The 19,925-nt window shown below is 72.2% G+C and carries 16 protein-coding genes and 1 pseudogene; 13 read left to right on the top strand and 4 right to left on the bottom strand.

The annotated features are described in order from the left end of the window. Positions 1 to 6: 6 nt before the first annotated feature. Complete coding sequence (locus I4I78_RS03930; RefSeq protein WP_218609794.1) at positions 7 to 1,413, bottom strand: exopolysaccharide biosynthesis polyprenyl glycosylphosphotransferase; 1,407 nt, start codon at positions 1,411 to 1,413, stop codon at positions 7 to 9. Between the two features lie 683 nt (positions 1,414 to 2,096). Between I4I78_RS03930 and I4I78_RS03925 the strand changes: the two genes are divergently transcribed. From I4I78_RS03925 to I4I78_RS03905, 5 genes and pseudogenes are all read left to right on the top strand, one after another. Further along, a complete protein-coding gene (locus tag I4I78_RS03925) occupies positions 2,097 to 3,110 on the top strand; it encodes an LCP family protein (RefSeq protein ID WP_218609793.1) in 1,014 nt (337 codons plus the stop codon). A 178-nt stretch (positions 3,111 to 3,288) separates the two neighbouring features. Then, positions 3,289 to 3,399: a hypothetical protein gene (locus I4I78_RS03920; RefSeq protein ID WP_218609792.1), complete on the top strand. Its 111-nt coding sequence runs from the start codon at positions 3,289 to 3,291 to the stop codon at positions 3,397 to 3,399. A 34-nt stretch (positions 3,400 to 3,433) separates the two neighbouring features. Then, a complete protein-coding gene (locus tag I4I78_RS03915; protein WP_218609791.1) occupies positions 3,434 to 3,997 on the top strand; it encodes a dTDP-4-dehydrorhamnose 3,5-epimerase family protein in 564 nt (187 codons plus the stop codon). A 23-nt stretch (positions 3,998 to 4,020) separates the two neighbouring features. After that, complete coding sequence (locus I4I78_RS03910) at positions 4,021 to 5,142, top strand: class I SAM-dependent methyltransferase (RefSeq protein ID WP_218609790.1); 1,122 nt, start codon at positions 4,021 to 4,023, stop codon at positions 5,140 to 5,142. Positions 5,143 to 5,468: 326 nt separating this feature from the next. After that, positions 5,469 to 5,867: pseudogene (locus I4I78_RS03905) on the top strand (transposase family protein); the annotation flags it as partial. 167 nt (positions 5,868 to 6,034) lie between these two features. Here the strand turns inward: I4I78_RS03905 and I4I78_RS03900 are convergent. Continuing rightward, positions 6,035 to 7,687, bottom strand: coding sequence for a CocE/NonD family hydrolase (locus I4I78_RS03900; protein ID WP_218609789.1), 1,653 nt, complete (start codon positions 7,685 to 7,687; stop codon positions 6,035 to 6,037). Between the two features lie 261 nt (positions 7,688 to 7,948). Between I4I78_RS03900 and I4I78_RS03895 the strand changes: the two genes are divergently transcribed. Next, on the top strand, positions 7,949 to 8,608 hold the full coding sequence (locus tag I4I78_RS03895) for a TetR/AcrR family transcriptional regulator (RefSeq protein ID WP_218609788.1): 660 nt from the start codon (positions 7,949 to 7,951) through the stop codon (positions 8,606 to 8,608). Between the two features lie 698 nt (positions 8,609 to 9,306). Beyond that, a complete protein-coding gene (locus tag I4I78_RS03890) occupies positions 9,307 to 9,969 on the top strand; it encodes a hypothetical protein (protein ID WP_218609787.1) in 663 nt (220 codons plus the stop codon). Between the two features lie 8 nt (positions 9,970 to 9,977). On the opposite strand, the gene I4I78_RS03885 is transcribed toward I4I78_RS03890, so the two are convergent. Then, on the bottom strand, positions 9,978 to 11,561 hold the full coding sequence (locus I4I78_RS03885) for a polysaccharide biosynthesis tyrosine autokinase (RefSeq protein ID WP_218609786.1): 1,584 nt from the start codon (positions 11,559 to 11,561) through the stop codon (positions 9,978 to 9,980). Positions 11,562 to 11,592: 31 nt separating this feature from the next. Beyond that, on the bottom strand, positions 11,593 to 12,213 hold the full coding sequence (locus I4I78_RS03880) for a PIG-L deacetylase family protein (RefSeq protein WP_218609785.1): 621 nt from the start codon (positions 12,211 to 12,213) through the stop codon (positions 11,593 to 11,595). Between the two features lie 155 nt (positions 12,214 to 12,368). On the opposite strand from I4I78_RS03880, the gene I4I78_RS03875 reads away from it, so the two are divergent. The 6 genes from I4I78_RS03875 to I4I78_RS03850 all read left to right on the top strand — a co-directional run bounded on the left by I4I78_RS03875 (position 12,369) and on the right by I4I78_RS03850 (position 19,925). Further along, complete coding sequence (locus I4I78_RS03875; protein ID WP_218609784.1) at positions 12,369 to 13,781, top strand: polysaccharide deacetylase family protein; 1,413 nt, start codon at positions 12,369 to 12,371, stop codon at positions 13,779 to 13,781. A gap of 61 nt (positions 13,782 to 13,842) precedes the next feature. Next, entirely contained in the window at positions 13,843 to 14,841 is a 999-nt protein-coding gene (locus I4I78_RS03870; RefSeq protein ID WP_226379047.1) for a GNAT family N-acetyltransferase, read from the top strand. Positions 14,842 to 14,947: 106 nt separating this feature from the next. Beyond that, positions 14,948 to 16,354, top strand: a complete 1,407-nt coding sequence (locus I4I78_RS03865; protein ID WP_218609782.1) for a hypothetical protein — start codon at positions 14,948 to 14,950, stop codon at positions 16,352 to 16,354. A gap of 30 nt (positions 16,355 to 16,384) precedes the next feature. Next, positions 16,385 to 17,524, top strand: coding sequence for a glycosyltransferase family 4 protein (locus I4I78_RS03860; RefSeq protein ID WP_218609781.1), 1,140 nt, complete (start codon positions 16,385 to 16,387; stop codon positions 17,522 to 17,524). Then, positions 17,521 to 18,894: a hypothetical protein gene (locus I4I78_RS03855; protein ID WP_218609780.1), complete on the top strand. Its 1,374-nt coding sequence runs from the start codon at positions 17,521 to 17,523 to the stop codon at positions 18,892 to 18,894. Before I4I78_RS03860 ends, I4I78_RS03855 begins: the two co-directional genes overlap by 4 nt. Further along, positions 18,891 to 19,925 carry a glycosyltransferase family 2 protein gene (locus I4I78_RS03850; RefSeq protein WP_218609779.1) on the top strand — a complete coding sequence of 345 codons (1,035 nt, stop codon included), beginning with the start codon at positions 18,891 to 18,893 and terminating at the stop codon, positions 19,923 to 19,925. Before I4I78_RS03855 ends, I4I78_RS03850 begins: the two co-directional genes overlap by 4 nt.

Here is a 19,925-nt window from a genome sequence, read left to right as displayed (position 1 = left end):
GTGGGCTCAGTGCTGCCCGCGGCGCAGCACCTCGCGCGCGGTGAGCAGCAGGATGCGGGCGTCGAGCCACAGCGACCAGTTCGCGATGTAGTAGTTGTCGTGCCGCACCCGGTCGGCGATCGAGGTGTCCCCGCGCAGGCCGTTGACCTGCGACAAGCCGGTCAGTCCCGCGGGTACGCGGTGCCGCGCGGCGTAGCGGTCGTGGGTCTCGGAGAACTGCGCCACGAACGACGGGCGCTCCGGGCGCGGCCCGACCAGGCTCATGTCACCGCGCACGATGTTCCACAGCTGCGGCAGCTCGTCGAGCGAGGTGCGGCGCAGGAACCGACCGACCGGCCCGACCCGCGGGTCGCGCGCCACCGACCACAGTGTCTGCTGCTCGGAGTCGTCGGCCGGGCGCAGGCTGCGCAGCTTGAACAGGGTGAACGGCTCGCCGTCGAGGCCCACCCGCAGCTGCGAGAAGAAGACCGGACGCCCGCTCTCGACCAGGATCGCGACCGCGGCGGCGAGCAGCAGCGGCGAGACCAGTGCGAGGCCGAGCAGCGCGGCTGCCGCGTCCAGGCCGCGCTTGATCCACCACGTCGGACGCCGGGTCGGGTCCGAGGCCAGCCGGACGAGGGGGAAGCTGCGCAGCCGCTCGACACCGGCGCCGTCGTGGTAGAGCTCGAACATCCGGGGCACGATCAGCACGGTGGCGCCGACGCGGCGCACCTGGATCGCGGCGTCGAGGGTGTCCTCGTCCGGTACGTCCGGGCAGGCGAACACCACGCTCGCGGCGCGGGTCCGGACGACGGCCGGCACCAGCGGCTCGGTGATCACCGGCAGGTCGACGTCGGCGGGGTCGTCGCCCCGCCCGGTGCGCACCAGCCCGACCGGGCGCAGCCCGAACTCGGGGTGCTCGAGCATCGCCTGGGTGAGGTCGGTGGCCAGCCGCCCGGTGCCGATCACCACGGTGCGGTCGCCGTGGCCGAAGCTGCGGCGCGCGATCCGGGCGATCTGGAACACCCCGGCGCGCAGCAGCAGCCCGAGCAGCGCGGCGACGAGCACCCCCGGCAGTGCGGGGACCATCCCGCGTCCGAGGTCGAGGACCAGGCCACCCATCACGAACAGCCCCACGGCCGCGGTGACGGCGACGAGCTCGCGCGGCAGGTCGTCGAACCAGGACAGCCGCAACCGCGACCGGTAGATCCGCGCCGACGCCCGGCAGCACAGCAGCAGGCCCGCGGCCACGGCGACGGCCGGGCTCACCGGGTTCGCGCCGACCAGGAGCAGCGCGGCGGACAGGGCGGCGAGGTCGGCGAGCACGAGCAGGACCGTCAGCCCGCTGAAGCGCTCGTCGAGCCTGCGCAACAGCCGGATCGAGGGCCGGGCCGGTGTCCCGGTCGGCTCGGTCGGCGGGGGCGGAGGCGTCACCAGTGAGGGGACGGGGAACTCGGGAACCGTGACCGTGTCGACAGGGAAGGCCGTGCTGTCTGCCTCGTGCACCCCGATGACCCTTCTCGTGGGACACACCACCTGAGCCCCACGCCGACAGCGGCGTACGACGACTCGAGAGATGGAGGCCGGCCTGGGCTTCGAAGATGTGGCTCTCCGTGGCCGAACGCCGCTGACGATAACACTTTCGGGTGACGCTGAGAACGTGTACTCGTCCCGATCTCGGAATTGCCGGCTCAATCGGGGGCTCGCGGCCGACTGCGTGCTGTGATCACGTCACCGTGCGTGTCGACGCGGTCAGATCCTCGCGACCAGCGGCGATGCGGCGCAGGGGAGTCGGGTGTGGACCGGGAGTGGAACTGAGCGTGACGGGAAGTGAATGACCGCGGTGGGCCGCAGATTTCATTCGATCTTCACGATTGCCGGGTCGAGATCACGTGACCCGTTGTGACCATGAAGTGGTCCCCAAAATTGATGATCGCTTCTCGTCGCGGGAATAGACGGATAAGTCCGGTCGCGGCCGGATCGTCCCCGTGACGACCACGCACCCGTCACGTAACGCCGTCGGCCGGGCCGGAGAAACACAGCGTGACGAGGGCCGAAAGGGCCCACAGCGTGGAGGTGCCCGAATGCGCGACCGCTCGGACGATCACGGCCCCGGCATGTCCGGACGCACGGCACCGCGCCGCGGCCGCCGCGTGCTGATCGGGCTGCTCGTCGCCGTCCTGGTCCTCGTCCTGGCCGCGGCCGGTGCGATCTTCGCCCTGACCCAGAGCATCGGCAACGACATCTCCCGGATCCCGGACGCGTTCCGCGACCTGCAGGACGCGAACCGACCGGCGACGTTCGGCGGGAGCACGTTCCTGCTCGTCGGCACCGACACCCGCGCCACCGGGGCGACCACCGGCTCGGGCGCCCCCGCGGACGCGGGCTCGCAGCGCAGCGACGTGATCATGCTGGCCACCGTGCAGCCGGACGGCACCACCGGCTCGGTCGTCTCCATCCCGCGTGACAGCTGGGTCGACGTTCCCGGCCGCGGCATGAACAAGATCAACGCCGCGTATGCGTTCGGTGGCCCGAGCCTGCTGATCCGGACCGTCGAGGGCCTGACCGGCGTGCGGGTGGACCACTTCGGCGTCATCGACTTCGCCGGCTTCCAGACCCTGGTGGACTCCGTCGGCGGCATCGACGTGAACCTCGCCGAGGCGACCAGCAACGCCGGCGTCGACTTCGCGGCCGGCCCCAACCATCTCGACGGTGCCCGGGCGCTGGCCTACGTCCGCCAGCGCTACGACCTCCCGAACGGCGACATCGACCGCGCGAAACGCCAGCAGAACGCACTGCGCGCGCTGCTGAGCAGGGTTCAGGAGCAGGCGTCGTCGAACCCGCTCGCGCTCTACGACCTCTCGCAGAGTGTCGGGAACACGGTCAGCATCGACGACACCCTGAGCAACACCGGCCTGGCGAGCCTGGCCGTGCAGTACCGCGACCTGCGCTCGTCCGGGATCAGCTTCGTGACCAGCCCGGTCGCGGGCCTGGGGCGGGAGGGCGAGCAGCCGGTGGTCTACCTCGACGAGGACAAGGCGAAGGGCCTGTGGGGATCGATCCGCAACGGCAGCGTGGCGCAGTACGTCGACGCGAACCCGTCGCAGTCCCTCGCCGACACCCCTTCCTGAGCGGGCGTGACGACCGCCTTGCCGCAGACGTGCGGCGACGCCGCTGAACTGGTCCGGGATCGAGCGAACAGCGCCGGCTTCGTGATGGGTCGAAACGTCCACGGGCGGGACGAGTTGATGCCGGGGGCGCGGGTACCCATCATGGACCCTCAGGCCATGCTGGATCGGCGGCGACAACGTGCTGCTGCCGGCCTGGAACTTCGCCGAGGGGATCGGGCGCCGGCAGCAGGCCTGGACCGAGGCCGGCGGACGCCTCATCGTGCCGGTACCCCGGCCGCAGGTGCTGTAGCGAACTATCCACCGAGAAAGGACGAACCCCGTCAGTGGACGTTCTCGAGACAGACCTCACGGGCGTACTGATGTTCCGGCCCGCACCGCACCGCGACGACCGCGGATTCTTCAGTCGCACCTACGACGACACCGTGGCCGAGCGCTGGGGCATCGTGCGGGCCGACTTCGTGCAGGACAGCCAGTCCCGTAGCCGCCACGGCGTGCTGCGCGGCCTGCACGGTCGCTCCAGCGGTGGTGAGGCCAAGATCGTCCGTTGCGCGCACGGCTCGGCGTTCGTGGCGATCGTGGACGCACGGCCGGAGTCGCCGACGCTGGGCCGGCACGTGAGCCTGACCCTCGACGACGAGGACATGGTCTCGGTGTACGTGCCGCGCCGGATGCTGGTCGGGTTCCAGGTGACCGGCGAGGTCGCCGACATGTGCTATTCGATCGACCGCCCGCACGTCGCCGAGGAAGGCCTCGCCGTCCGCCACGACGACCCGGACCTGGGCATCACCTGGCCGATGCCGCCGTCCGAGCTGAGCGACCGCGACCGCAACGCCCCGAGCTGGGCGGAGTTCCTCCACTCGCTCGACATCGGCCCCGCCCGACGCTGACCGCCCACCTCTCCAGGAGCGCCATGCCCGACGACGACCTGATCACCGACATCCGCTGCCGGTTCTGCGGATCTGGCCACGGTGAGATCGTGCTCGACGCCGGGCGCCAGCCCACCGCCAAGGTCTTCCCGAAAGCCGGCGACCCCGCCGAGGACCCGCTGCACCCGCTGCGCATGTGGATGTGCGGGCGCTGCCACCTCGCCCAGCTGGTCGAGGACCCGGACACCACCGAGGAGGAGCCCGGCCTCGAGCCGGACGCTCTGGTGCAGCAGGCCGAGGACGCGGTCGCGAGGATGGCCGCCGCCGGGATCGTCGGCGAGGGCACGGTGCTGGTGGAGTTCGGCAGCCCGCACGGCGGGTCCTGGTGGGACATCCTCGCCCGCTACGGCGCGCGGGCGCCGGAACCGGGCGAGCTCGCCGACGTCGTGGTGGACAACCTCGGTTATATGCACGACGCCGACCAGGCCGCCGCGCTGGAACGCCGGACGTCGCTGCTCAAGCCGGACGGCGTGGTGCTGTTCCAGTTCCACACGCTGGCCTCGATCGTCGCCGGCGGGCAGTGGAACGCACTGCGCCACGGCCACTTCGCCTACTACTCGACGCCCGCCCTGGCCGGGATGCTGGAATCCGCAGGCTGGACGCCGACCACGGCCTGGTGGTTCCCGCTCTACGGCGGCAGCGTCCTGCTCGCCGCCCGCCGCGAGGGTGTGCGCGACCAGGCCTTGTCCGACCTGATCGCCTCGGAGGATGCGGCCGGGATGCTGAAGGCCGACATCGTGCGCGGCCTGCAACGCGCCGCCGACGACATGTCCGACGGCCTGCGGCAGTTCATCGAGTCCGAGCGTGCGGCCGGCCGCACGGTGTGGGGCTACAGCGCCGCATCCCGCGCGGTGGCACTTCTCTGCCGGGCCGGTGTGGGACCGGAGCTGCTGCCGTCGATCGCCGACGGGGGAGGCGCCAAGCACGGTCGACGGATGCCGGGTAGCGGTGTCCCGATCACCGCGCCGGACGAGATGGTCGCCGCGAGACCGGACACCGTGCTGCTGTTCGTCGCCGACCTCCTGCCCGAGGTGCGCCGCGCTCTGCCGGAGATCGAGGCCGACGGCGGCCGCTGGGTGATCGCCGACGAGCTGCACGCGAGCTGATGCCCCCGAACAGAGGCCCGGCATCGCCCGCCGTCGCCTCTCAGTAGGCTCCGCGGCTGCTCGGGGCGACGTCCAGCCTGCGCGGGACGTCGGCCGCCCCGGACGACGACCGCATCCCGGACCCGATGGGCGGCTCGCCGGAGGACTTCCGCCGTGCCACGCAACTGACGTTCGAGGCCGTGCGGTCGCTGATGGACGTACTGAGCCTTTGCCAACCTGCTGGACGGGCAGGTCAGGGCGTGCGCGGCGTGGCGTAGCCACAAATGGGTGAAGCTCCTGGTAGACGGGCGGTTGCTGAGACCAGAACGTCCAACCAGGAGCTTCAGGTGCTGTCCTACCCGTCCGGGATGACCATGTCCAGCCGCGCGCTCAACCTGCTCGCGGACCTGCTGCGCGGCCGCCGCAACGAGCGCGGGACCCGGTGGCGGAAGCTTCCCGCCAGCCGCCAGCCGTCAGGCCCTGCTCGTGGTCGCGCACCTGCGCAAGAACGACACCTACGCCGAGCTGCCTGCGGGTTCAGGGTCGGCACCTCGACGGCGTACCGCTACATCCGCGGGGGTCTCGACCTACTCGCGGCGAAGGCGCCGACTCTCGAGCAGGCGATCGAGGTCGCCAAGCGCAAGGCGTTCGTGATCCTCGACGGCACGTTGCTGCGCATCGACCGGGTCGGGATGGCATCGGGGTACGACCGGGCGTTCTACTCCGGGAAGCACAAGGCCCACGGGGAACACCGCCCACGCCCGCCGCCGCGGACCCGGTGAGCGGGCCAACGCCGAGCTCAAGAACTGGCGAGTCCTGCGGAAGATCCGCTCCAGCCCGAACACCGCGGACAAGCTCATCGCCGCAGTTCAGACCCTCATGACCGCCAACGCTTGATCAGGTTGGCAAAGGCTCACTCCCCGCCGTGGACAGGTAGTGTGACCGCCGTCCCCGCGTGGTGCACGGTCCGGGTCGACGGCCGCAGCGCGGTCGCCGTCTCGATCGGCTCGCCCGTCCCGAGGTTGCGCGCGAACCGCGGGTGCGCCCCGCCCGAGATCTGCATGCGGAGCCGGTGCCCGGGGCGGATCCGGTGGGCACAGGGGTCCAGCGTGACGCGTACTGTCTGCGCCGTGCCGGCCGGAACCGTCGGATCCAGCCGCGCGATACCGTCGGTGAAGTTCGTCGAGCCGCCGTGCTCGTCCACGTCGCAGAGCCGCACGAAAAGATCGCCGTGGGGGTTGTCGCTCGTGAGACGGACCTCCGCCACCGGCACGCCGACGATCTCCAGGTCCGTGTCGTGCCGGTCGCCGGTGAAGACCAGGACGTCCTCGCGCTTCTCGAGCTCGGTGTTGTCGACGCTGCCGGCTGCGACGTCGTTGCGACGCCCGCCGTACACCGGTGTGGGGTCGGCGGGGTCGAAGGTGAACCGGCTGGCCCCGTCGTCGCCGGGGCCCTCCCGGACGGCGCCGATCGTCGCCGGGAACACGACGCGCCAGGTGCTCGTCGCGGTCGGGAACTCGGCAGGCTCGGACCATTCGTCGGCCCCGGTGACGTAGAGCCGCAATGGCGGGCGACTGGGCCCCTTGTCGTACAGATGGCGGTCCAGCCACGCCAACGACTCCTGGGCGACGGTCGGTGCGGCGGCGCTCGTGAGCTCCAGGTGCTTCCAGGGGCCGACGGTCAGGGCGGCGTCCACCCCGCGCTCCCGCAGCACCCGGAAGGCCTCGACCGTCTGGTCGACGAACACGTCTTGCCAGCCGCCGACGAGCAGCACCGGCGTCCGCACGCGCTGCAGGGCCTCGGTGGCCCGGTAGCCGTCCCAGAACTCTTTTGTCAGGTCGGGGTGTCGCAGCCAGTCCCGGTACCAGGGGGCGTCGCCGTGCATGACGGTGTCGGCGGCGTCGCCGAGGGGCAGGCTCAGATAGTCGAGCTGCTTGTGCCCGAATGCCTGCTCGACACCTCCCGCGGCGATGGCCTCCCGCAGGTCGGCCATGAGCGTGCTCCAGCCGAGCCAAGTCTCGAGCTGGAAGATTCCGTTCTCCATCGCGACGCGGGCGAAGTCGTACGGACCCATCACGAGCACGCTGGCCCGCAGTTCCGGCGGCGGGTCCTGCAGCAGCGCGAACTGGGTGAACGCGAGGTAGGAGGCGCCGGCCGTGGCGAGGTTGCCGTCGAACCAAGGCTGCTCGCGCAGCCATGCGACGGTGTCCTGGGCGTCCTCGGTCTCGCGGACCATCGGCTGGAACAAATCCGACGATCCGGCGGTCCCCCGGCAGCTCTGGAACAGCACGTGGTAGCCGCTCGCCGCGTAGATCGCTGCCAACAGATGGGTCTGCGGGAAGGTCCGCCCGTAGGGCGAGCGCACCAGGACGGTCGCCGAGGGCCCGTCCACGTCGGGGACGTAGTGGTCCGCTCGCAACGTGTGTCCGTCGCGGGTGGGCGTCTCCAGGTCGGTCTCGATGTGGTACTCGCACCGAGCGCCAGGGAGACCGAGGATCCGGCGCATCTCCTCGTGGCTCGTGTCCGGGGGCAGCGCACCGAGTTCGATGACGTCGTTGTCGGCCATGGACGTACTCTAGCCCAAACGGACGTGCTCGTTCCGTACGAAATCAAGTCGTCCGTTCTCGGGCGCGCGGGCACTCCCGACAAAGACGCCGACGCCGGGTCCGCCGGAGATGCCGGTCCGGCTCGGCGCCTGGCCGTGGAGGTTCGGCACCCTTGGCGCCGGGGACACCGTGACACCACGCACGTTCGAGGCGGTCGCCGCGATCGGTCCGGGCGACGCAAGTGCGCGGACGACCGTCGTCCGATCGCTTATGCTGGGGCCGTGCCCAACGGTCGTCCCGAGCAGTCCGAGCCCGCCGTCGTCGAGCGCGCCGATTCGCGACGGAAGCGCCGCCGGTTGCTGGCGGCGGCGAAGGTGATGGTGGCCGAGCAAGGCCTGGATATCAGCAGCGCTGAACTCGCCGCTCGGGCGGAGGTCGGTGTCGGCACGCTGTACCGGCGCTTCGGATCGAAGGAAGCGTTGCTCGAAGCGACGTTGCTGGACGTGATGTTGGAGTCGAACGCCGCGGCGGACCGGGCTCTTGCCGGCACGGAGCCGGTGCGCGACCTGGAGGAGTTCCTGGCTGCGCTCGTCGAGCAGTGGGTGTCGAACCGCGGGCTTGCGGAGTTCATCGCCGGCTCCGACGTGTACCACTCGGACGTGTTCGTGCCGCATGTGACAAAGATTCGCGACGCCCTGGCCGAGCTGACGGCGCGCGCACAGCGCGTCGGGTCGATCCGCGAGGACGTCACGTGGCGCGACGTCCTCGTGCTCGTCCAGGCCGCCGCGTCCCCGGTGGACGTGCTGGGGATCATGGGTACTCCGGCGCACTGGCGGCGCAGCTTGACCGTGATGCTCGACGGCCTGGCGGCTAAGGGGCGCCGGACACTTCCCGGCGAGCCGCCCGTGGACGGGCCGCTGGCGCCGCGGGGCGGCAGCTGACCCGACGGGCCGCCAGCCGCACTCGGGACGCCGTTCGAGCCGGGCGAGCGCGGCAGGCCCGCGGATCAGAACGTCATCGTCCGAACCGGATGCGATCACGATCGCCAGAGTCCGAAATCCGTTGGGTTCGTTCTGACAGCAGTTCACTGGCTCCGCGGTCGGTGGCGGCGGGTCGCCACTAACCGTAGAGACGGCCGAACCATCTGAGGACACGGAGCCAGTCCCTGCACGGGCGGTACCGCGAGCACACCGTCGCGCCACAGATGCCGCACTCGTCGCCGTGGCGGTAGTGCAGGTGGTTGTCCCTGCCGTGTCCGCACCGGCAGCGGCGTGCCGGTGGGTCCCCCCGCCTGCCCGTCGGCTCCTCCCCGGCCCGCTTCCGCGGCGACCGCCGGCGGGTCGAGCCGTGCGGGGCGGGGACGCCCCACTCGGGAGAGGTGGACCGGCGCCGACGTCGCGCTGAGGTGGCCTCCACGTGAGTGTGCAATGTCGGCATGGCCCGTCCCTCGTCGGAATCGTCGCGGCTGATCGTGAGTATCCGCGCAGACCGGACCGATCGGTTCATCAGAATTGACGGATTCCTGTGGCGCATGAATCGCCCGATCCTTATGGATCACGAATTCGGGAGGAGTAGATCTTCCCGGGATTCGTGCTGAATCGTGCGCGAGGGAAAGGCGTTCGGTCGGTACTCTGACGGTATGGGCACTCTGCAATCCTCGCCGTCCGCCCTGCCCCACGCCCTGCGTCGCCAGGCGGCCGTCGCGGTGGCGTTGTCCGGGGTCGTGTTCGTCCTGCTGGCCTGGCGTTATGCCGGGAACTCGACACCGGGACGGCTCGACAACCGATCACAGTCACTGATCGACTCGATCGGCCCGGGGGACACCCGAGGCGGGGACCTGCTGATGGGTGTGGGCGACGCCTGGTCGGTCGTCGTGCTGTCCCTGTTGCTGGCCGGGATCTGTGTGGCGCTGCGGCTGCGCAGGCTCGCCGTGGTCGCCGTCGTCGGCCCGGGCCTGGCCGGATTGCTCACGACGGTGTCGAAACCCCTGATCGGGCGGACTCTCGACGGCGACTTCGCCTATCCGAGCGGCCACGCCGGCGGCGCCACCGCGCTCGGCCTGGTCGCGGCCCTGGTGGTGGTGAGCGTGATGCGGCCCGGTCCCGCTGCCGCCGGTCTGCTCGTCGCCGCCGGGGCCGTGCTCCTCGGCGGCAGCATGGCCTTCCTCCTCGTCGCCGGAGACGTCCACTACCCGACCGATGCGATCGGCGGCTTCTGCGCCGCGGTCGTCGCGGTACTGGGCTCGGCACTGGCGGTGGATGCCCTGGGCCTGCTGCGCGACCGGCGCACCGGCGCGGGATAGGACTGCTGCTACATATCGGCGGTTCCGCGCTCGGGGACCGTGGTGCGGGGAGCCGCATCGTGGGGGCCGTCATCGGGCTCGTCCGGAGATGCCGTCTCTCGCGGAGCCTCCGGGGGCGAGGCCTCGCCGGGGGACCCAGGTTCCTGCCGGGCAGGCATGGCCACGACCGCCGGCCGGGGCGCCGGTACCGGTACGGGTGCCGGTTCGGCCGTCGGGCGAGCCGGACCGGCCGGACGTGGAGACGGCTCGCGCTCCGGCATGACGCCGGTGTCGCCGGCGTGCCCACGGCGTGCCGGGCTCATCGTCAGGACCGTTCCCAGCAGCCTGCCGGAGACGATGTCCAGGGAATCCTTCGTCTCCTCGACCGACCGCGCCGCCGTGCCGTGGCGGACCACCAGGAGGACGCCGTCGACGTGGGCGGCCACGACCGCGGCGTCGGCCACCGCCAGCATCGGTGAGGCATCCACGAGCACGACGTCGTAGCGGGCGCGGGCATCGGCGAGCATCCGACGCAGGCTGGGGGAGCCGAGCATCTCGCCGGGATGCGTGGGCAGCGGACCGCTCGCCACCCCGTCGACGCCCTCCGACCAGCGCCGAACGACGCCGCCCAGCCGTGCGCGGCCGGCGAGCACGTCGGTCAGGCCGACCCCCGCCTCGACCCGGAAGAGGTCGGCGGCGTGCGGGCACCGAAGGTCCGTCTCGACGACGAGCACGCGCCGGCCCGCACCGGCCAGCGCGCAGGCCAGGTTGCACGCCACGGTGGTCTTCCCGTCACCGATCGACGGGCTCGTGACCATGATGACCTTGTGGCCGCGGTCGAGGACGACGTGCTGCAGGTTGGTGCGCAGCCGTCGGAACTCCTCTGCGCGGGGCCCCCGCGAGTCGGCCAGCATGAGCAACGGTTCGGACTCGGCAGCGCGGGCGACGGAGAGCTCCCCCAGGACCGGCGCCCGCAGTACCTCGCCGAGCCGGCGGCGGGTGCGCACCCGGGTGTCGAACCACTGCCGTGTGGCCGCCGCCCCGACGCCGACGATCAGCCCGATGACGGCGCCCAGTGCCACGGTGAGCGCGGGACGGGGGGAGGCCGGGTCGGTCGAGGGCACGGCGGGCTCGTACACCTTGACGGTGACGAGCGGGTCCAGAGTGGGATCGGCGGGCTGTTCCACCTCAGCGACGTCCTGCACGAACCGGGCCGCCAGGGCGTTGGCGATCTCCGCAGCCCGGGCGGGTGCCGGATCGGTGACGGTCGCGGTCAGCAGGATCGTCTCCGGTTCGGCCGAGGCGGTCACGCGCTCGGCGAGCTCGTCGCCGGTCACGCCGAGCTGGAGGTCCGATGCCACCTCACCCAGGAGGCGTGTGCTGGTGAGCAGCTGGATGTAGGTCTGCATCCGCTGGGTCGAGAGCTGGTCGCCCTCGATCGCGGTGGCCAGGTCGGGCGACGAGCGGCTCGACACGACCATCGTCACCGACGAGGGGTACACGGTCGGGCCGGCCACCACCACGCCGAGTGCCACCAGGATGCCCAGCAGGAGCCCGGCGACGACGACCATCCAACGCTCCCGGAAGAGCTCGAGGTACTGCTGCGGTGTCATCGACGACTCCGTCTGATCGGGATTGACGTGATCACAGGATCCATCGGTGCACCTCGAACGTCTCGGCAAAGGTCGTGCCGGCCCGGACACCGTGGAAGCGCACCTGGGAGCGGAGGAAGTCGGCGGAGGCGTACGGGCGGTGCGCCTGCGACCCGTAGCAGCCGAGCGCGGCGATCTTCGCCTCCACGTGGCGCTCCTCGAGCGCGACGAAGGAGGCGGTGCGGAAGGCCGTGTTGTTCCACGCGATCTCGTAGCCGAGCACCGACGTGTGCTTGAACGCGCGGAGGCCCTCGGCGCCCACGACCTGGTGGTCCTGGTGCAGATCGTCGGCGCCCGGCAGCAGCACCAGGCCGGGGCGGAGATCACGGTTGAGGTCGACCATCACCTGCAGGACCTCCTGGCGGTCGCGCGGGAACCGGCGTACCTCGAAGTCGAGCACCCGGACCCGGCCCGGCTGGATCCCGAGCTCCTTCGTGGCCAGTGCGACCTCGGTGCGCAGTACGTCCGAGGGCAGGTGGTCCGGGACCGAGGACTCGCATGCGGACAGGGCGACGTAGTGGACCTCGTGCCCCTCCTCGACCCACCGGGCGATCGAACCACCGGCACCGAGCTCCCCGTCGTCCGTGTGCGGAGCGATCACGAGGATGGTCATGCGGTCAGGCAACATCTGGCGTCCCTCCAACAGGTCGTCGCCCGTATGCCCCTCGCACTCGGACCGCCGCACACGATCGTTACCCGGGATAAGGTCCGCGCCATGCACGGACCCGCCGATCCGACGGCTCATCCGGGCCTGCCGGACGAGCTGCGATGACGCTGGTCGTGGAGACGCCGAGCGGGTACGGCGCCGAGCGTCGCTACGTCCTCGACGTCGTGCTCGGCGACTGGCTCGGCCTGGAGTGGCGGTTGGAGCAGGCCGACCGCTCCGATGTCCGGATCCGGCTCGATGGCGACGAGAACGCCCGACGGGTCGTCGTGCCGGAGTCCCTGTTCGGCACCCGCGTCGAGGACTGGCTCGCGCCCGCGTCGCTTCCCGCGGCGCCGATCGCCCGTCTGGCGGTCGACGACCCCGGGTCCACGGCCCTGCGGCCGGGTCAGCCGATCCCGGTGCTCTACGGCGCGACGCCGCCGGCGCGGGCGCTCGTGACGCCGGACCCGGACGGGATGACGCTCGGGGTCGACGTCTTCGGTGGCGTGTTCTTCCTGCTCAGCAGATACGAGGAGGCAGTGCTCGTCGACCGGGACCGCTACGGGCGGTTTCCGGCGGCGGCGTCGACGACGGGGAGCGCCGACCTGATCGTCACGCCCGTCGCGGACGCCTACGTCGAGGTGCTGTGGCTCGCCTTCGAGCGGCTCTGGCCCCGGCTGCGCCGTCGTGACCGCTCCTACGAGGTGCTGCTGAGTCACGATGTCGACGACCCACTTGCCGTCCTCGGGCGTCGCCCGGCCGACGTCGCGCGCCAGTTCGCCGCCGACCTCGTGCTCCGGCGGAGCCCCGGGCTGGCCGGCCGGCGGGCGCACTCGCTGCTCGCGCGACGCGCCGACCACCGCAGGGACCCGCACAACACGTTCGACCTCCTGATGCGGACCAGTGAGCGCCACGGGCTCCGAGCGGCGTTCTACTTCCAGTCCCACACCCGGACCGACGTCGCCTCCGGCGCGCTCTACACCCTCGGGCATCCGTGGATCCGGGAGCTGATCGGGCGCGTGCACGAACGCGGCCACGAGGTGGGCTACCACGCGGGGTTCGGCACCTACCGCGACCCGGAACGGACCGCCACGGAGTTCGCGGGGCTGCGCGAGGTGGCCGAGCGGCAGGGCGTCCACCAGGACCGGTGGGGAGGCCGTCAGCACTATCTTCAGTGGACGCTGTCCACATGGCGGAACTGGGAGGCCGCCGGCCTCGCGTACGACAGCACCGTGGCCTACGCGGATGCCGTCGGCTTCCGGACCGGGACCTCCCGCGAGTTCCCGGTCTTCGATCTCGCCGGGCGCCGCCCCTCGACACTGCGCGAGCGGCCGCTCCAGGTCATGGACGTGACCCTCTTCGGCTACATGTCGTTGTCTCCCGACGCCGCGTTCGCCGCGGTCTCGCGGATCGCCGACGAGTGCCGCCGCTACCGCGGCACGCTGGGCATTCTCTGGCACAACGACTCGCACCTGCGCACTGTCCGGGAGCAGCGCTGGTACGCCGCACTCGTCGAACGGATGAGCTCGGTCTAGACGGTGGAGCGGTGTCGATCGGCGACCGGGGACGGTGAGCTGTGTCACCCTTCTCCGCGTGATGCCCTCGTTGTTCCATGAACCCTGGTGGCTGGACGCGGTCGCGCCGAGCGGCTGGTCGGAGGCCCGGATCGAGGAGAACGGTCACGCCGTCGCGCGGCTGCCCTACGTCGACCGTCGTCGCTACGGGCTGCGGCTGCTGCTCCCGCCGCCGCTCTCGACGCGGCTCGGCCCGCTCGTCGAGATCGCCGACGGGCGTACCGAGACACGGCTACGTCGGTTCGACCATCTCGTCGACGGGCTGCTCGACCAGCTGCCCCCGGCCGACCTCGTCCGCCAGTCCCTGCACCCGGACCTGCAGAGCTGGCTGCCCTTCCACCGGCGCGGCTTCGAGGTCGAGCCGCAGGTCTCCTACGTCATCGACGGGCTGGCCGACCTGGACGACGTGTGGCGCGGCTTCTCCGGCCGTACCCGGCGCGTCATCAAGAGCGCCGGGCAGCAGCTCACGATCGAGCGGGACGAGTCGGCCGAGCGGTTACGGCCCATGGTCGGTGCGACGTTCCGCCGGCAGCGGCTCGACGTCCCCTACGACCCCGCGGCACTCGACCGCGTGGTCGCCGCGACGCTCGCCCGTGAGCGCGGCACGGTGCTCACCGCCGTGGACTCCGACGGCCGGGTCCATGCCTCGCTGCTGTGTGCCCGTGACGACCGGCGCGCCTGGTACCTGGGCGGCGGCGGTGACCCGGAGCTGCGCTCGAGCGGGGCCGGCAGCCTGCTGATGTGGGAGCTGATCCGCGACGCCGCCAAGCACGTCGACCGCTTCGACTTCGAGGGGTCCATGCTCCCCGGGGTCGAGCGCTACTTCCGCAACTTCGGCGGCCGGCAGGAGACCTACTTCATGGTCACCCGGACGAGTGCCCGGCTTCGGCCGGTCTGGGCCGCGCGGCAGATGCGGTCCCGGCGGGCGGCCGGCGCGGACGACGCGGACGTGGGGTCCCCGGCCCGCCGGATGGTCGACACGGCGACCGCGCTGGGGCGCCGCGCCGGTGGACGGCGGTAACGCGCGGCGAACCGCGGGCGAGGTCGAAGGCGTCACCGGCCTGCGTTCGTGCCCGTCCCGATCCGGCGCGACACGCGGAGGCCGGCCGAGGGCGAGGGAGCTGCCGATGACCGCCACGCCGACCGCCCGGCTCGTCGTCGCACCCGGTGACCCGCGGACCGATGCCCGGGTGCGGTACGCGTTCAGCGCGTACGCGGCCCTGTACGGCATCCGCGTCGTCGACGACCACCCGGCCGACGTGTGCGTGGCCCACGGCGACGTCGACGAGCACGCGGACGTCGTACTCCCTGCCGGGTACCGGCCCCGGCCGGAGTCGCAGCCGGCCCCCGCGCCGTCGTGGCAGGACGGCATGCCGTGCTTCCATCTCGCCCCGACCGGGGAACCGGACGTCCTCGGTGAGGTCTTCGAGTGGCTGGCCGCCCCGCACGAGCAGGCGTGCACGGCCCTGGACGACGTGGGGCGCGTGCCGCCCGAGCACACCCTGGCCGGCAGCCACGACATCGACCGGACGATCCCGTGGGCCAACCGGTGGCTCGCCCGGCTGCACGCGGCGGTGCGCGCCGCGCTGCCCCGGCTCCCGCCCACGCCACCGTCGCCGTTCGGGCCGGGGCGCACGTTCGTGGCCTCGCACGACATGGACCACCTCTCCGCGGACCGTCTGGTGAACACCCGCCGGGTGGCGCGCAACGTCGGCATCGCGCTCGTCCAGGAGCGGCGCCCGCGCACCGGGCTGCAGATCGTGGGTGCCGCCGCGCACCGGATCCGACGCCGTCGGCCGGTTGTCAACGGGGTAGACGACCTGCTGGCCGGGGAGGCGGCGCGGAACGTGCGCGCCACCTACACCGTCGTCGCCGAGAGCACCCACCGCCGCGACCCCGGCTACCGGCTGGACGAGCCGCTGGTGCGGCAGACCCTGCGTCGCATCGCCGAGGACGGCCACGAGCTCGCGGTGCACGGCAGCTACCGCAGCCTCGAACGGCCAGGGCAGCTGGCCCATGAGTTCGCCCTGCTCGCCGCGGCCGGCCACCCGGCGACCGGGTGCCGCCAGCACTGGCTGCGGCACCGGGGCGCGGAGCTGTTCACCGCGCTCGAGGGGATCGGCGCGGAATGGGACTCCACGCGCGGCCATCCCGACGTGGTCGGCTACCGCCACGGTGCTGCGTTCCCGTTCCTGCCCTACGACCTGGAGCGGGAGCGTCCGCGCCGGCTCGTGGAGATCCCGCTCGTGGTCATGGAGCGCGCCCTCGGCCGCGTGAGCGACGTACCGGAGGAGTGGCCGGGGATCGCCGTCGACGTCCTGCGCGGGGCCGGCGCGGACGGCTGGGGCGGGACGGCCGTCCTCTGGCACGACGTCGCGGTCCCCGGCACGACGCTGGGTCGCGGCTTCGCCGAGGCCTACTGGGCCGTGCTCGACGCCGGCGACCGGTGGACCACGGCCACGGAGGTCGCTGTCGCAACCCGCGCGCGCTGGGCCGCGGCCGGTGCCCTCCCGGCGACCGCCGCGCGGCGCTGACCGGCCGCCCGAGACGCGAGAGAGGGATCCATGCCCGGCATCCGCCCGATCGTCGTCCACGTGTCGACCGTGCACTTCTGGGACGACTCCCGCATCTTCCGCCGGATGTGTCTGTCCCTGGCGCGGCACGGCTACGACGTGGTCCTGCTGGCCGTCGCCGACGCCGAGACGACGGTCGGGGACGTCCGGGTCGTGCCGGTCGGGTCCGGCCGCGGCCGGCTGGCCAGGCTGCTCGTGGACGTCCCCCGGGTCGCGGTCCGCGCGTGGTCCATGCGGGCCGCGCTCTACCACCTGCACGACCCGGAACTGATCCCGCTGGTCCCGCTGCTGCGCCTGCGTGGGGCCGAGGTGATCTACGACGCCCACGAGGACCTGCCGCTGCAGGTCCTGGAGAAGGAGTACCTCCCGCGGGCGGTCAAGCCCGCGGTCGCGGCCGTCGCGCGCTTCCTCTGCCGGTTCGCGGACAGGACCTCCAGCCACGTCCTGGCCGCATCGCCGAAGGTCGCCGATCAGTTCCGGGCGACGACCTGCACCGTGGTCCGGAACTACCCCGAGGACATCCCGGAAGGGCGGCAGGTGCCGGAGTACCGCCACCGCGACCCTGTCGTCGTCTACGCCGGCGGGCTGACCAGGGCCCGCGGCGTCGAGCAGATGGTCGACGCGCTGCCGCACGCCGAGCTTCCCCCGGACTGGCGGCTGCTGCTCGTGGGCCCGCACAGCCCGGACGACCTGATCGACCGGCTGCGGATCCGCAGCGGCTGGGACCGGGTCGACCACCGTGGGTCCGTCTCCGCCGCGGAGGCCCGCCGCCTGATCGGCACCGCCCGGATCGGGCTGGCCCTCCTGCAGCCGATCGGACAGTACGTCGACGTGCTGCCCACCAAGCTCTTCGAGTACATGGCCGTCGGGGTCCCCGTGGTGGCCGCCGACTACCCGCAGTGCCGTGACGTCGTGCAGAGCGCGGGGTGCGGGTTCGTCGTGGACCCGACGGACCCGCGCGCCATCGGCGAGGCGGTCGCGGAGCTGGCCCGCCACCCCGAACGGGCGCAGGAGATGGGCGAGCGGGGACGGGCGGAGGTGGCGCGCCGCTTCAACTGGGGTGTCGAGGAGCGCGGACTGCTGGCCGCGTACTCGCGGGTCCTCGGCGACCGGGTGGGCCGGCCCGCATGAGCCTCACCCGTCCGCGCCGCGGGCCGTACCCGGCGGACGTCGCCGTCGGCGCCGGGACACGCTCCGTGGGCGACCTTCTCGCCGGAAGGCTCCCGCTCGCCGCCGCGACCCTCGCCTACGTCGGTGTGCTGCACCTGGTCTACCTGCACGCGATCGTCCCGACGTTCACCTACCTGCGGTACGACTACCGCGTTCCCGACCCGTTCGACTACACGTTCGCGCTCGCGTTGGTCGTCGGTCTTGCGCTGGTCCTGCCGAGCCGGATCGCGCGCCCCTCGCAGTTCTTCGCCTGGACGCTGTTCCTGGTCGCCGTCGCCCCGAGCATCGTGGTGCCGCAGTACGCGAGCGTGCTCGACCGCGGGGAGGCGCTGGAGGTCGCCTGCTGGGTTGCGGCCACCTACCTCCCGGTGGCGCTGTTCGGGACACGCCGGGCAGTGCGTGGCATGCTGCCGGGCCTGCGGCTGCCCGGCACCGCGTTCTGGACCGGGTTCGTCGCCGTCTCCGCGGCGATCTACGCCTACCTCATCGCCGTCGTCGGGCTGCGGTGGGATCTGCCCTCTCTGGGGGACGTGTACGGGGTGCGCGCGCAGTTCGCCGAGACGGGCACCTCGCACGCGGCTCTGAACTACGTCGTCCCGGTTGCGGCCAACGTGCTGAACCCGCTCGCCATGGCCCGGGGGCTGGTCGGTCGGCGGTGGGTGTGGCTGGCAGGCGGCGTGATCGGTCAGGTGTTCATCTACTCCTTCACCGGCTACAAGGTCGCGGCGCTGTCCCCGGCGGCGTTGCTCGTGGTCTACCTCCTGTTCCGGTGTAGCCCGCGGCCGGCGGCCGCGCTGGCGCTGATCGGCACCACCGCCCTCGCCGCGGCGATGTGGCTGATGGACCACCTGACCTCGACCACGGACTACACGTCGATCATGGTGCGGCGGTTCCTGATCACCCCGGGCCTTCTCACGGCCGCCTACGTGCACGTCTTCGGCGATCTGGAGAAGGTGGCGCTCTCGCACTCGTTCCTGTCGAGCTTCTCGACCTACCCCTACGGGAAGGACCCGCCCCAGCTCGTCGGCACGCTCTTCTTCGGCAACCCCGACACGCACGCCAACGCGAACCTGTTCGCCGACGGCTACGCGAACTTCGGATACCCCGGAATGGCCCTCGAGTGCCTCGTGCTGCTGGTGCTCCTCTGGCTCATCGACGACGCCTGCCGCGGAATCTCGATCCGGGTCAGCTCGCTGATCCTGGTCATGCCGGTGCTCGCGCTGGCCGACTCGGGCATCTTCACCACGATGCTGACCCACGGACTCGTCGCCGCGATCGTGGTCTGCGCACTCGTACCCCGAAGCGGATGGGAAGGAGCCGACAGGCCATGACCGAGCTGCCCAGCATCGCCTTCGTCGTCGCCACTCTGGACGAGGAGCCCGGGATAGAGGCGTGCGTCCGGAGCCTGCTCCAGCAACGCTATCCGGCTGACCGGATCGAGGTGGCGGTCGCCGACGGCGGTTCGACCGACCGCACGACCGAGATCGTGTCCGCGCTGGCCGCCGCCGACGGACGGGTGCGGCTCCTGCACAACCCGCGCCGGATCGCCGCGAGCGCCTTCAACATCGGCATCGCCTCGACCAGCGGCGACGTGGTCAGCCTGGTCAGTGCGCACAGCGTCACCGACCCGGCCTACGCCGTCCTCCTGGCCGAGGCGTTCGAAGAGTCCGGTGCCGCACTCGTCGGCGGTCGGATGGACGCCGTCGCCGAGGCGGGCGCGACGCCGATGGCGCAGGCGATCGTGCGCGCGACGTCGTCGCCGCTCGGGCTCGGACCCGCCCGGTTCCACTACAGCGACCGTCCCGGCTGGGTGGACACCGCTTTCCCGGGGGCCTACAAGCGCGACCTCTTCGACGAGATCGGGGGCTTCGACGAGTCGCTCGTGCGCAACCAGGACGACGACCTCCATCTGCGCGCGCGGCTCGCCGGCCATCGGATGTGGTTCGAGCCGCGGCTGCGCTCGGACTACCGGCCCCGACCGACGCTGCGGCGGCTGTGGCGCCAGTACCACGGCTACGGCAGGTGGCGGGCCGCCACGGCGGTCAAACACCGGCGCGTCGCATCCGTGCGGCATCTGGCACCCGCGGCGCTGGTCGCCGGTCTCGCGGCGGGGCCGGTGGCCCTCGCCGCCGGCGGGCGGATGCGCCCGGTCGCCGGCACCTGGGCGGTAGGGGTGGTGGCCTGGGCGGGCGTGCTCGCGGTGGCAGCATGGCGCGAGCGGGAGCACCCGCGCGCCGTCCGGGTACGGGTGCCTGCGGCGGTGGGCTGCCTGCACATCGCCTACGGCGCCGGTTTCTGGAGCGGCGCGGCGCACCACGCGGGCCGGGCTCTCCGGTGCCGGCCCGAGAGCGCGGGCGGCTGA

Origin of the sequence: Pseudonocardia sp. KRD291 (genome assembly GCF_019263595.1) — a bacterium.
In the GTDB taxonomy this organism is placed as follows: Bacteria; Actinomycetota; Actinomycetes; order Mycobacteriales; family Pseudonocardiaceae; genus Pseudonocardia.
This window is presented reverse-complemented; position numbering and strand designations above follow the sequence as displayed.